Raw genomic sequence first — 12,635 nt, forward strand, 5'->3', positions numbered from 1 at the left:
GCTTGGGTGTATTAGTCGGTCCAGTGCGATGAACCGATGGGTTCATCGACGCTGCCTTCGGTCGATAGGCTGGCGACCATGACCGGAGCGACGCCCCCTGCCGACCCGAGTCGGCTCGTCTCGCGCGGGCGCATCGACAAGCGGCGCGCGATCCTGGCCGCGGCCTTCACGGTGTTCGCCCGGGAGGGATACGCCCAGGCAGGCGTGAGTGTGATCGCCGCCGAGGCCGGGGTGGCGAAGCCGACGGTCTACCACCACTTCGGTGACAAGGAGAACCTGTTCCGCGCGGCGATCGCGGCCGATGCCGATCGGGCGATGGCTGAGAACCTCGCCGTGGTCGAGCGGCTGTCGGCCGACGGAACGGACGTCCGGGTGCTGCTGGAAGACGTCGGCGAGCACTTGGTCCGCTGCTACTGCGATGACCGCTCGTGGGCGCTGCGCAGGCTGCTCTACGCCGAACTCGCCCGGTTCCCCGACCTGATCGACATCGTGCGAGGTCGCGCCACCGACCGAGTGACCGAGGCCCTCGCCGACCGCCTGGCCAGGCTCTCGCTGGCGGGCAGGCTTCGTCGATGCGATCCCGTCGAGGCGGCCGAGCAGCTCAGCGCCCTGCTCACCGGGCCGCTGGAGGGGCGGGCTCGGCTCGGAACCCGGCGCGTTCCCGAGACGGAGCTGTCGGCTGTGACCAGAACGGCGGTCCGCACCTTCCTGTGCGCCTACGGTCCCGAGGTCGCCGAGGTGGTCTGATCGGCGGGGGCGTGGGAACCGACGTCGAACGAGCCGAGGACGAGCGAGCCAGGCGGCGGCAGGCGGGCACGGGGTCGCCTGGTCTCGCGCAGGCGCATCCGCCCCCGGGGCAAGGCGACGTCGCTGTCGAGACACGGGCGGCAGGGGTCGGTCCTCGACGTCGACCGCTCCGGTGCGCCGACGCGACGGCGTCTCGTCGGCGTACACCGACGACGATCCCCGCAGATGTCGCTCGTGCGTACCCGGCTTGTGCGTGGACGGCTCCTCCGTTGACGCGGACGGCGCGGAGACCTCGTCGAAACCGGCCGCGCCGTGGGTGACGGCGGTGATCGACGGCGGAACACCACGAGCCGAACACGCCGATGAAGGACCGACGAACAGATATGGCGGTCGTGCGGCGGCACCGGGAAAGGGCCGCCGTATTCCGAGGCCGCGATTCGACGAAGGCAGCGGAGGTCGCCGTCGTCGTCGAATCCGCCGTCGAGTGGACCGGGTCGGCGATCACCTCGGATCGACGTGGGCGGACCACCGGTTCCCGCGTCACTCGTCCATTCGGCTTGTTAGCCTGCTCACAGATCGGGGGGATGGTGGCCACGATGTTCGATGGGCTTCGACGATGGCTCGGCCGGTCGGGCGAGACCGTGGAATGGCAGCGCCGGGCTCGCCCGCGCCAGACCGAGTATCCGTTGTGGTGGGTGCGCGCACATGACCAGCCCGTGCAACACGGGATCAAGACCTCGCAGATCGGCCAGCCCGCGCACCCGGCGGGTTATGTCCCGGTCTGCGGCCGAGTGATGGTTCCGGCGGCCAGCGATCTCGATCCGATCGTGGCGCGCTGCGGTCGCTGTGCCCAGTGGGCCAGGGATCACGTCTACGAGATCCCGCCGCAGGCGCCGTGGAACGGCGATGAGGGCGACGCCGACTTCTATTGAGATCAGTTGCTACCGGTTCCCTGGCAGAACGGGCATTCGACCGGCCGCCTTTCCCTGTCGATCACGGTCCCGGTTCCATTGCAGGTGGCGCACACAAGCATGTGATCGACTGCCTTTCCGCTGGCTGGGGACGAGCTGGGAGTCGGGCACGATCGACACTAGGAGAGAGCGCCGTTCTCGGCTACTCAGCGTCGGCAAGCGGTTGCCTCGCGTCGCCGGAAGGCGATGATCGTTCCGCTTCGCGGGTGCGCCGCGCGGCAGGCGTTCGCGGTAGGCGATCCTCTCGGGCAGGTCCTTCCCGTCGCGGGTCGCTCGCGGGCCGACTGGTGACCACGGTCACCTGCCGGTTGTCGTCCACCTGCGGGCCGGGAGAGGCTACTCGCAAGTAACATTGGTGTCGGTTGTGGCTGACACCACCGTGCCGCTGGGGCATGGACCTGGCATGGTCATGGCGATGATCCGCCGGGCGAACCCCGATTCCGCAGGAGGTCGACGAGGACCCATGAACATTGTCGTGCTGGTAAAGCAGGTGCCTGACACCTACTCCGAGCGCAAGCTCAACGACGCCGACCACACGCTGGACCGTGACTCGGCGGACGCGGTGATCGACGAGATCAACGAACGCGCCGTCGAGGAGGCGCTGCTCCTTCAGGAGGCCCACGGCGGCGAGGTCACCGTCCTGTCCATGGGGCCGGACCGCGCCACCGAGGCACTGCGCAAGGGCCTGGCGATGGGCGCGCACAAGGCCGTGCACGTCTCCGACGCCGCCCTCCACGGGACGGACATGATCCGGACCGCGACGGTGCTGGCCAAGGCGATCGGCACCGTGGCCGACGTCGACCTGGTCGTGGCGGGCAACGAGGCCACCGACGGCCGGGGTGGCGCCGTGCCCGCGATGCTGGCCGAGCTGCTCGGCATGCCGCAGCTCACCCACGCCCGCAAGGTCGAGATCGACGGCCGGACCGTCAAGGTGGAGCGGGAGACCGACGAGGGCATCACGCACCTGGAGGCCGAGCTGCCCGCGGTGGTGAGCGTCGGCGAGAAGATCAACGAGCCTCGCTACCCCTCCTTCAAGGGGATCATGGCGGCGAAGAAGAAGCCGACCACCACCCTGACGCTGGCCGACCTCGGTGTCGAACCGGCCGAGGTGGGGCTGGGCGGCTCCTGGACCGCGGTCGTGGAGTCCGCGCCCAAGCCGCCGCGCGGCGCGGGCGAGCGGGTGGAGGACCAGGGACGGGGCGGCACGCAGATCGCCGAGTACCTGGTCGGCCAGAAGCTCATCTGACGGCTGACGACGAGAGGAAGGCAACGTCATGTCCGAGGTCCTGGTCCTCGTCGACCACGCCGACGGCGAGGTCAAGAAGAACACCTTCGAACTGCTGACCCTGGCTCGCGGGCTCGGTGAGCCCTCGGCCGTCGTGGTCGGCGCACCCGGCGTCGCGGCCAAGGCCCGTGAGGCGCTCGCGGGTCACGGCGCGGAGAAGGTCTACGCCGCCGAGTCCGACACCGCGGACAGCCGGCTCATCACCCCGTCGGTCGATGCGCTCGCACTGCTCGTCGAGCGCGCCGCGCCCGCCGCGGTGCTCGTCGGCGCGACGATCACCGGCAAGGAGGTCGCGGGCAGGCTCGCCGTGCGCACCGGCTCCGGCGTGCTGGTGGAGGTCGACGGCGTCGACGCGGACGGCACCGCCACCCAGGCGGTGTTCGGCGGCGCCTACGTGGTGAAGTCCAAGGTCACCACCGGCGTCCCCGTGCTCAGCGTCCGCCCGGGCGCCGTGGAGGCCGAGGCCGTCGCGGGTGCGGGCGTCGAGGAGTCCGTGGAGGTCCCGGAGCGGGACGCCAGGCTCGTCACCCGCATCACCGGCAGCGAGCCGATCGTGGGGGGCGACCGTCCTGAGCTGACCGACGCCTCGGTGGTCGTCGCGGGCGGTCGTGGCGTCGGGAGCGCCGAGAGCTTCTCCGTGGTCGAACAGCTCGCCGACGCGTTCGGCGCCGCGGTGGGCGCCTCGCGCGCCGCCGTGGACTCCGGGTACTACCCCGGTCAGTTCCAGGTCGGCCAGACCGGCAAGTCGGTGTCTCCGCAGCTCTACATCGCGCTGGGCATCTCCGGTGCCATCCAGCACCGGGCCGGGATGCAGACGTCGAAGACGATCGTGGCGGTCAACAAGGACGCCGAGGCGCCGATCTTCGAGATCGCCGACTTCGGCGTGGTGGGCGACCTCTTCTCGGTCGCACCGCAGCTGACCGAGGAGGTCACCCGGCGCAAGTCCTGACCGGGCCGGACGCCTGGGGACGACGGCCCGACGAACGATGTGGGCGTCGGGTCGGGTTCGGGGCGGGACGGTTCGGCCGAGATGCGGCCGGGCCGTCCGCCCACGTCCGTCGCCTGCCTGCGGTGAGACCCCGTTCACAGCGTCGGGCACGGAGGGTCTGGCGGCGACACGCCGTCGCACCCTCGCGGTTACGCTGATGAGACCATGGCTTACCTCGACCACGCGGCCACCACTCCGATGCGGCGGTCGGCCGTTCTCGCGATGACCGAGGCGTTGACCGTGCTGGGCAACGCATCCTCGTTGCATGCGTCCGGCCGGCGGGCCCGCAGGCACGTGGAGGAGTGTCGGGAACGACTCGCCGTCGCCCTCGGCGCCCGCCCTTCGGAGATCATCTTCACCGCAAGCGGCACCGAGAGCGACAACCTTGCCGTCAAGGGCATCTACTGGGCCCGTCGGGATTCCGACGCCCGTCGACGCCGCATCCTCGCCTCGCCCACCGAGCATCACGCGGTACTGGACGCCGTGCAGTGGCTTGCCGACCACGAGGGCGCCGAGGTCGACTGGCTGCCCGTGGATCGGACGGGCCGTGTCGAGCCCGCCGCCCTGCGCGCCGCGATCGCCTCGGCACCGGAGACGGTCGCCCTCGTCACGGTGATGTGGGCGAACAACGAGGTCGGCACGATCAACCCGATCGATCAGCTCGCCGGGGTCGCCGCCGAGTACGACGTTCCGCTGCACACCGATGCCGTGCAGGCGGCCGGAATGCTGCCGATCGACTTCGGCGCCTGCGGTGCGGCCGCGTTGACGCTCACCGGGCACAAGCTGGGCGGTCCGGTCGGCGTCGGGGCGCTCCTGCTGCGCCGCGACGTCGCCTGCACACCGCTGCTCCACGGCGGCGGTCAGGAACGGGACGTCCGGTCCGGGACGCTGGACGTGCCCGCCGTGATCGCGCTGAGCGCGGCGGTGGAGGAGTCGGCGGCGCAGCGGAAGGAGTCGGCGGCTCGCATCGCCGCACTGCGTGACGAACTGATCGCCGGCGTCTTGGCGGCCGTTCCCGACGCGGTGGTCAACGGCGCGGCAGGCGTCCGAACCGCCGATGCCTCGCCACCGGACGCGCTGCCGGGCATCGCGCACTTCACCTTCCCCGGCTGCGAGGGCGACGGCCTGCTGATGCTGTTGGACGCCAGAGGCATCGAGTGCTCGACGGGATCGGCCTGCACGGCGGGCGTCGCCGAGGCGAGTCATGTGCTGCTCGCCATGGGCGCGGACCGGGCGGCGGCCAGGGGCTCGCTGCGGTTCTCCCTGGGGCACGACTCCACGCTCGATGACGTCCTGGAGCTGGGCGCGGTGATCGGTTCGGTGGTCGATCGGGCCAGGAACAGCGGTGTTCTCCGGCGGCGCCGGAGCGAGACGACGTCGAGTTCGCGGGCCGGCTCCTCGGCAGACGACGGCTCGCGAGGCGGCACGCCGCCGGAAACCGCGCGCCAGGCAGACGGGGGCAGGTCGACCGAGGGCGGCCCTTCGTACGCGGCGACCGGTGAGGGCTCGGACTATTCGGCACGTACCGTGTCGGCGGAGGTGTGAGGTGGCGCGGATACTCGCGGCGATGAGCGGCGGCGTCGACTCCGCCGTGGCGGCGGCCAGGGCGGTCGAGGCGGGCCACGACGTCGTCGGCGTCCATCTGGCGTTGTCGGCGAAGCCGGGGACGCTGCGGACGGGCTCCCGGGGCTGCTGCACCGTCGAGGACGCGCACGACGCGCGTCGGGCGGCCGATCTGCTGGGCATCCCCTTCTACGTCTGGGACTTCGCCGAGCGGTTCACCGAGGACGTCATCGAGGACTTCGTCGCCGAGTACGCGGCCGGGCGCACGCCGAACCCGTGCATGCGCTGCAACGAGCGCATCAAGTTCGAGGCATTGCTGGAGAAGGCTCTCGGTCTCGGCTTCGACGCGGTGTGCACGGGGCACTACGCGCGGCTGGCCGTCGACGCCGACGGTCGGGTGGAACTGCGGCGCGCGGTGGACGCGGACAAGGATCAGTCCTATGTGCTCGCGTCGCTGACCGGCGACCAGCTGCGACACTCGATGTTCCCGGTGGGTGACACACCCAAGTCGGAGATCCGAGCCGAGGCCCAGCGACGTGGTCTGACGGTGGCCGAGAAGCCCGACAGCCATGACATCTGCTTCATTCCCGACGGCGACACCCGTCGGTTCCTGGACTCGCGGATCGGGCCGACCGGCGGTGCGCTCGTCGACGACGAGACGGGCGAGGTGCTCGGCACCCACGGCGGGGTGCACGGCTTCACCGTCGGCCAGCGCAAAGGCCTCGGCCTGCGCACGCCCGCCGCCGACGGCCGCGCCCGCTATGTGCTCTCGGTGGAGCCGGTCTCGCGCACCGTGCGGGTCGGCGCCGCGGAGCGGCTGGAGGTCCGGGAGATCATCACCGACGCGCCGGTCTGGCCGGGCGGACGTCCCGAGGGCGGACCCGCCGAGTGCGTGGTGCAGATCCGGGCGCATGGCGGCACCGCTCCGGCGGTCGTCGACGAGCAGGGCGACGCGCTCCGGCTGCGGCTCGCGGAGGGGGTTCGCGGGGTGGCGCCGGGTCAGGTCGCCGTCCTCTATCGACCGGACGCCGCCGCGGGTGATCTGGTGCTCGGCGCGGCGCGCATCAACTCGACACGCTGAACCGGGTCCGGGGCTCGGTCGAGTTCGGTCCCGGACCGGCCCGGGACCGACCGAGCCCGGATTCGATCTGGGCTCGGATTCGAGCCGAGGCCGCCGGCGGCAGTCCTCGGTGATCTCGTCGAGGCGGCCGACCCGCGCCTGACGTGCCGGCCGGCGAGGCGGTGCGGGCGGATTGCTCGACGCGTCGGCATCGCGCGTGGCGGCCCGGCTCCCCGCAGCCCGCCCGATGGAGTGATAACGCTGCCCGGCGGGGAAACCCGGCGATCGCTCACGATCTGCTCGTCGGGTGGTGTTTCCTGGAAAAGACGCGGACTCGTCGCCGTGTGTACTTGTATTGCCCCCTTATCGAGTGAACGGATGCCTGAGTGGGCAGGGGTAAGCCGTCTGCCTCGGAAAGGCGAATCGGTTCGGTGAATAATCACCGAGGGTGTGATGTGCCCGGCGGGGAACTTATTTTGGACACCTTCAGGTAATACGGCCATTCGGGTGGCAAACTCGCTGTTACAGTTCTGACTGTGATCGATGTCGAACACGATCGGCCGAAGACGTTGTCGGATCTGGCCGATCTGCTCACTCCTTGGGCAATTCGAGTGGCCGCGACCCTGCGGCTTCCCGAACTCGTCGACGAGGGCGTCACCACCGTGAGCGAGTTGGCCGCGCGAGTCTCGGCGGACGAGGTGGCGCTGACCCGGTTGCTTCGCCTGCTCGTGTGTCGCGGCGTGTTCGTGGAATCGTCCACAGGCATTCTCGCGCTCACCGACGTCTCCCGCGAGATGATGGGCGGGGCGGCCAGAAGGTGGCTCGACCTCGACGGTGCGGGCGGACGGATGGAGACGGCCTACTCCGGCCTGCTGGAGTCGATCCGCACCGGCGAGGCGGCCTATCCGAAGGCCTTCGGCTGTTCGGTGTGGCGCGACTTCGAATCGAGCCCCCGCCTGTCGGAGTCGTTCGGTGCCTATCTCGCCGAGCTGGCGGGCGAATGGGGTCCCGAACTGGCCGAAAGACGAGACTGGTCCGGCGTGTCGAAGGTCGTGGACGTCGGGGGCGGTGACGGGACGCTGATCAGCACGCTGCTGCGCGGCCATCCCACGATGTGCGGAGTGCTCGTCGATCTGCCCGCCACCGCGCTCGCGGCCCGGCAACGGCTCGCCGAGACCGGGGTCGCCGACCGCGCCACGGTGGTGGAGGGCAGCTTCTTCGAACGGCTGCCGGAGGGCGGTGACCTGTACATCCTCGCGCAGGTGCTGCACGACTGGCCGGACACCGAGGCCACCGCCATCCTGCGGCGCTGCGCCGAGGCGGCCGGGCCGGGCGGCAGGCTTCTCGTGATCGAGCGGGTCCGGGCCGACGAGTCGCCGGACGATGTGGTCGATGCCGCGCTTGCCGCGATGGACCTCCGGATGCTGCTCCTCTTCGGCAGCATGGAGCGGTCCGCGGACGAGTTCGCGCGGCTCGCCGCCGACGCGGGACTGAGCCTGCGGACCCGAGACCGCGTCGGCGAACTCGGCCTACTCGAGTTCGTGGTCGAGCCGGTCGCCGTCGAGTGCGGCCGAGAAAGTCGGCTTTCGGCTGCGACCGCCGCGAACTGACCCCCTGGGAGCAGCCGTACCCGCAACCGTGCAGGCGACGCTCTGATCGTCGGCTCGGCTGTGCCGCTGAACCGACGGCAGTCGAGAGAAAGGGATTCGACTGCCGGACCCATTCCATTCGACGATTGAGGTCGGATCGACTTCGCTGCCGATCGGAATTCGGCATGACGATTATTCAAGACTCGATCGGAACGGTCGGGTCACCCGTGGCGAGATCGGATGATCGTGACGAAAGAGGACAGACCGGCGGACTGGGAGGCCCTGTCCACCTGGATCGCCGAGCTGATCGACGGCGCGGCCGACGACGTGGTGTGGATACACGATGCCGGGAACGTGACTCGCGGCGATCTGATCGCCAGGGTCGAGGAGTTCGCGGACCTTCTGCAACGGGACGGAATCGGTCCGGGCTGCACGGTGGCACTGCGCATCGGACCCAGCTGCACTCTGTTCTACGTACTGTTCGGGCTCTGGCGCTGTGGCGCTCAGGTCCTCCTGGTCGACTCACGAGCCAAGCCCGCGGAGGTCGACCGTCTGTTCCGCCGGTACGAGCCGCAGTTCGAGGTGCACTCGGACACCATCGGCGACGTCCGGGCGGTGTTCCAGGCCGACCGCGAGGTGCGGACCAGGTCGACCGGCGGCGGAACGCGGGCAGCGGGACCGCACTGTCTGGTGCAGAGCAGCTCCGGGGCGACCGGGCGGCCCAAGATCATCGGCAGGACGGCGGACTCGGTGCAGCGCGAGTTGGAGCGCATCGCCGCGCTGCCCGGCGCGCCTGCCGAGGGCGAACGGGTCCTGCTGCTCGGCTCGATGCTGCACTCCTTCGGACTGATCGTCGGAGTGCTGCACTCGCTGCGGGCGAAGGCCAGGCTCGTGCTGACGTTCAGCGTCCGACCGCGCGAGCTGCTGGATCTCGCCGCGCGACAGGACGTCACCATGATCCTCGGCGTTCCCACGCACTTCGAACTGCTCGCCTCGGTGTTCGACCCGCCGCCGCTGCCGAGCCTGCGGGGAGCGGTGTGCGCGGGCGACGTACTGGATCGCGGCGTCTTCGACCTGGTCGAACGCAGGCTGGGCATCCGGCTGGGCCAGGTCTACGGAATGACGGAGGTCGGGGTCGTCGCCGCCGACCTGACCGGACGGCTCGGCCCGCACTCGGTCGGCGTGCCGCTCCCGGGGATCGCGGTGCGCTGCTCGGACGGAGAGCTGTTCGTCGCCGTCGAGGAGAGCCCCTACCTGCGGTCGGACGGCATCGCGCGGGTCGTCGACGGCTGGTTGCGGACGTTCGACCGTGCCGATCAGAACCCCGACACCGGGGCGTTGCGCATCCTGGGTCGGACCGACTCGGTGATCGCGATCGGCGGACTCAAGGTCGACCTGACCGAGATCGAGGCCGTGCTGCATGAGCACGAACAGGTTCACGAGGCCGTGGTGACCTATCACGAGGTGATCGAGGCCCACGTCGGCGTGTCCGGGGTGGTGAGCACCGCCGACCTCCTGTCCTGGTGCCGGGAGCGGCTGAGCCACGTGAAGGTGCCCAAACGGGTCCATCTCGGACCAGCGCTGCCGCGCACCGCCACCGGGAAGCTCATACGCGATCGTGACCGCCTGCACGCCGCCCGATCCAGGATCGTCGACTGAACCGAGAGGACAAGCGAGTGAAGACAGAGGTACGTGACTTCGTCATCGGGGTGCTGCGTGACGTGCTGCATCTGGAACTCGGGGAGGACGTCACCGACGAGACCCCGCTGGAGCTGGAGTCCTTGTTCCTGGTCGAGCTGATCGTGCAGGCGGAGGCGCGGTTCGGCATCGGACTGGACGACGAGGAGGTCTACCAGGACCCGCCCGCCACGGTCGGTGGGCTCGTCCAGCTGATCGTGGAGCGGCGCATGGCGGCGCAGCCGTCCGGGGTCGTCACGTGATCGGCATGGCGGTTCTGCGTGCCCTGCTGGCGGAGGCGGGTGTGCTCGCCGCGACCGAGGACGTCGACGTCGATGCCCACGAACTGGTGCTCGACTCCTTCTCTCTGGTCTGGTTCCTGTACGTGCTGGAGGAACGGCACGGCGTCTGGATCGATCCACGCGACGAGGAACTGACCGAGTGCACGTCGATCCGCGGGCTGCACGAGTACCTCGGTCGGGCCGGGCGGTCGGTCTCGGAGGCACGCAGTGTCTGGTGAGAAGGTCGTGGTGACCGGCTTAGGCGTCTTCACCGCGTTCGGTTTCGGTCTCGACGCGCTGCTGGACGGCGTCTTCGCCGGACGGGCGGCGTTCGGGCCGGTTCGACGGTTCGACATCGGCGGCTTCCGGGCTCGCAACGCCGCGATCTACCCGGCCGACGGACCGGACGCCGCGAGGCTCACGGGCCGGGCGGGCGGCAGGCCGCAACAACGTGCCGTGCTGCTCGCCTGCGCCCAGGATGCCCTGACGGAGGCCGGGCTGCGGGGCCCGACGGACGCCGCGCTGCTGCTGGGCACCGCGGGCGACGACTCGGCGCACACGGACTTCTGGCTCGACCTGGCCAGACGGGACGCCGACCCCGGGCCCTCGTCCCGGGCGGACGAGACGGCCGCGGATCTCGCCGACTGCGTGCCCGCCCACCTGGCCGAGGAGCTGGCCGCGAGCCTGGAGTTGACCGGACCCGTCCAGGCGTTCGTCAACGCCTGCGTCGCGTCGACCACGGCGATCATCCAGGGCGCGCAGCTGATTCGGGCGGGCCGGGCGCACACCGTCGTCTGCGGGGGCGCGTCGCTGGTCGGTCCGCATGCCTTTCGCAATTTCGACGCGGCCAAGGCGTTGACCAGATCGCCGCGGATGCAGCCCTTCTCCGCGCAACGCGCGGGCCTGCTGCTGGGCGACGGCGCCGCGATGCTCGTGCTGGAGTCGGAGAGCAGGGCCCGGCGGCGGGGCGCCGACCTGCTCGGACGACTGGAAGGCTGGGGGATGTCCGCCGACGCGCATCACCTGGTCCGCCCCGATCCGGCGGGCATCGGGATCGCCGCATCGGCGGCCTCGGCACTACGGGTCGGGCGCGTCGGTCCCGAACAGATCGACTACGTCAACGCCCACGGCACCGCGACCCGGTCCAACGACACCGCGGAGACGGCCGCCCTGCACCGGGTGCTGGGCGCGCACGCTCCACTGGTCCCGGTCAGCTCCACGAAGGGCAGCACGGGGCACCTGTTGGAGGCCACCGGCGCCGTCGAACTGGTCATCGCGTTGCTGGCGTTGCGCGAGGGTCTGGTGCCGCCGACCGTGGGCTACGGCGATCCCGATCCGGCGTGCGACCTGGACTACGTGCCGGGGCGGGGCAGACGGATCGCGTTACGTCGAGTGCTCACGCTGAACTCGGCGGTCGGCGGGTTGAACGCCGCGATCCTGGCAGGCAGGCCGTGATCGCCGAGGGAGACGCCGACGTGGCGGCGTCGTCGACCGGCTGGTCGGGCAGCCTGGAGGTCGTCGGAGCGTCCTGCCTGCTGCCCTGGGGCGAGGCCGCCGCCGGGCTGCCCGGCGCGGCCGGGCGCGCGCTGCCCGCGTTGCCCGGCTTCGCGATGTCGAGGTTCTCGCCGCTGGTCGTGGCGACCGCCCGGCTCCTGCTCACGGCGGAGTCGGGAGCGTCGATCGGCGGTGGCACGACCGGGATCGTGCTCGCCACGTTGTTCGGGGACTCGACCACGGTCGACCAGCACACCCGCAGGCAGCTTCGGGGGCTCCCGCACAACCCGTTGTTCTTCTACGAGTCGGTGCACAGCGCCTGCGTCGGCATGATCAGCATCGAGTACGGCATCAGCGGCCCGATCTCCTGCCTGTCGTTGCGCCGCGAGTTCACCGTCGAGGCGCTGGCGGCCGCCGATCTGCTGCTGGAGGACGACGCGGTCGAGCGGGTGGTGCTGATCGGGGCCGAGCTGGCACCGACCGAGCGCACCAGCGCCGTCCATCGGCGGTGGGCGGCGGAGGGGCACCGGGAGCCGTTGCCCGTGGACGACGTCGGGGTCGCGCTGCTGGTGCGGCGTCCGGCCGCCGACGGGTCCACCGCCTCGGCGTCGTCCACCAGGTCGGACGAGGGGAGCCCGGGAAGCCGGGCGAGCCGCGGCGCCCCGGAACGTCCCGCGACGGCCGATCCGGGGCTGCCCGTGCCCACCGACTCGCAGCGTGACCGGCTGGGACACCTCGCCGGTCTCGCCGCGATCCACTCGGCCCTGGACCGAGTCCACACCGCTGACCCCACCGGCCCGCTGCTGGTGCGGTCCACATCTGAGTCCCGTCGTCACCCGTGATCAGCAGGGAGTACCACCGTGTCCGCAGCAACGGGCAGCGACCCGATGACTCCACCGCGGCGAGCCGCGGAGACGCTTGAGAGGCGAGCCGCGGGCACCGGGGCCGTGGAGACCTCGCCACGGCCCGCCGCGGAACCG

12 protein-coding genes are annotated in these 12,635 nt (G+C 70.9%); all 12 read left to right on the forward strand.

From position 1 onward, the window contains the following. Nucleotides 1–78: 78 nt before the first annotated feature. Nucleotides 79–747, forward strand: a complete 669-nt coding sequence (locus tag AHOG_RS06225) for a TetR/AcrR family transcriptional regulator (RefSeq protein ID WP_093940502.1) — start codon at nucleotides 79–81, stop codon at nucleotides 745–747. 596 nt (nucleotides 748–1,343) lie between these two features. Then, the gene (locus AHOG_RS28350) at nucleotides 1,344–1,679 is read left to right on the forward strand and encodes a hypothetical protein (protein ID WP_157736674.1); all 336 of its coding nucleotides are present in this window, start codon (nucleotides 1,344–1,346) and stop codon (nucleotides 1,677–1,679) included. 502 nt (nucleotides 1,680–2,181) lie between these two features. Beyond that, a complete protein-coding gene (locus AHOG_RS06235) occupies nucleotides 2,182–2,964 on the forward strand; it encodes an electron transfer flavoprotein subunit beta/FixA family protein (protein WP_093940504.1) in 783 nt (260 codons plus the stop codon). 28 nt (nucleotides 2,965–2,992) lie between these two features. Next, a complete protein-coding gene (locus AHOG_RS06240; protein ID WP_093940505.1) occupies nucleotides 2,993–3,952 on the forward strand; it encodes an electron transfer flavoprotein subunit alpha/FixB family protein in 960 nt (319 codons plus the stop codon). A 204-nt stretch (nucleotides 3,953–4,156) separates the two neighbouring features. Beyond that, complete coding sequence (locus AHOG_RS06245) at nucleotides 4,157–5,536, forward strand: cysteine desulfurase family protein (RefSeq protein WP_093940506.1); 1,380 nt, start codon at nucleotides 4,157–4,159, stop codon at nucleotides 5,534–5,536. Between the two features lies 1 nt (nucleotide 5,537). After that, a complete protein-coding gene (gene mnmA / locus AHOG_RS06250; RefSeq protein WP_281258077.1) occupies nucleotides 5,538–6,635 on the forward strand; it encodes a tRNA 2-thiouridine(34) synthase MnmA in 1,098 nt (365 codons plus the stop codon). A 515-nt stretch (nucleotides 6,636–7,150) separates the two neighbouring features. Beyond that, nucleotides 7,151–8,224 (forward strand): methyltransferase, encoded by a 1,074-nt coding sequence (locus AHOG_RS06255; protein WP_157736675.1) that lies wholly within the window; start codon nucleotides 7,151–7,153, stop codon nucleotides 8,222–8,224. Nucleotides 8,225–8,443: 219 nt separating this feature from the next. After that, nucleotides 8,444–9,862 (forward strand): class I adenylate-forming enzyme family protein, encoded by a 1,419-nt coding sequence (locus tag AHOG_RS06260; protein ID WP_093940508.1) that lies wholly within the window; start codon nucleotides 8,444–8,446, stop codon nucleotides 9,860–9,862. A 17-nt stretch (nucleotides 9,863–9,879) separates the two neighbouring features. Continuing rightward, entirely contained in the window at nucleotides 9,880–10,143 is a 264-nt protein-coding gene (locus AHOG_RS06265; RefSeq protein ID WP_093940509.1) for an acyl carrier protein, read from the forward strand. Nucleotides 10,144–10,148: 5 nt separating this feature from the next. Next, nucleotides 10,149–10,400 (forward strand): hypothetical protein, encoded by a 252-nt coding sequence (locus AHOG_RS06270; protein WP_157736676.1) that lies wholly within the window; start codon nucleotides 10,149–10,151, stop codon nucleotides 10,398–10,400. Beyond that, nucleotides 10,390–11,616 carry a beta-ketoacyl-[acyl-carrier-protein] synthase family protein gene (locus AHOG_RS06275; RefSeq protein WP_093940511.1) on the forward strand — a complete coding sequence of 409 codons (1,227 nt, stop codon included), beginning with the start codon at nucleotides 10,390–10,392 and terminating at the stop codon, nucleotides 11,614–11,616. Before AHOG_RS06270 ends, AHOG_RS06275 begins: the two co-directional genes overlap by 11 nt. Beyond that, nucleotides 11,613–12,497, forward strand: coding sequence for a beta-ketoacyl-[acyl-carrier-protein] synthase family protein (locus tag AHOG_RS06280; protein ID WP_093940512.1), 885 nt, complete (start codon nucleotides 11,613–11,615; stop codon nucleotides 12,495–12,497). The genes AHOG_RS06275 and AHOG_RS06280 overlap by 4 nt, the downstream gene beginning before the upstream one ends. Nucleotides 12,498–12,635: the final 138 nt, after the last annotated feature.

Origin of the sequence: Actinoalloteichus hoggarensis (assembly GCF_002234535.1) — a bacterium.
Classification (GTDB): Bacteria; Actinomycetota; Actinomycetes; order Mycobacteriales; family Pseudonocardiaceae; genus Actinoalloteichus_A; species Actinoalloteichus_A hoggarensis.

What these genes read in the sequence shown, in the direction of transcription:
- AHOG_RS06225 (WP_093940502.1), top strand. Translation starts at nt 79, where the DNA reads ATGACCGGAGCGACGCCCCCTGCCGACCCGAGTCGGCTCGTCTCGCGC.
- AHOG_RS28350 (WP_157736674.1), top strand. Translation starts at nt 1,344, where the DNA reads ATGTTCGATGGGCTTCGACGATGGCTCGGCCGGTCGGGCGAGACCGTG.
- AHOG_RS06235 (WP_093940504.1), top strand. Translation starts at nt 2,182, where the DNA reads ATGAACATTGTCGTGCTGGTAAAGCAGGTGCCTGACACCTACTCCGAG.
- AHOG_RS06240 (WP_093940505.1), top strand. Translation starts at nt 2,993, where the DNA reads ATGTCCGAGGTCCTGGTCCTCGTCGACCACGCCGACGGCGAGGTCAAG.
- AHOG_RS06245 (WP_093940506.1), top strand. Translation starts at nt 4,157, where the DNA reads ATGGCTTACCTCGACCACGCGGCCACCACTCCGATGCGGCGGTCGGCC.
- AHOG_RS06260 (WP_093940508.1), top strand. Translation starts at nt 8,444, where the DNA reads ATGATCGTGACGAAAGAGGACAGACCGGCGGACTGGGAGGCCCTGTCC.
- AHOG_RS06270 (WP_157736676.1), top strand. Translation starts at nt 10,149, where the DNA reads ATGGCGGTTCTGCGTGCCCTGCTGGCGGAGGCGGGTGTGCTCGCCGCG.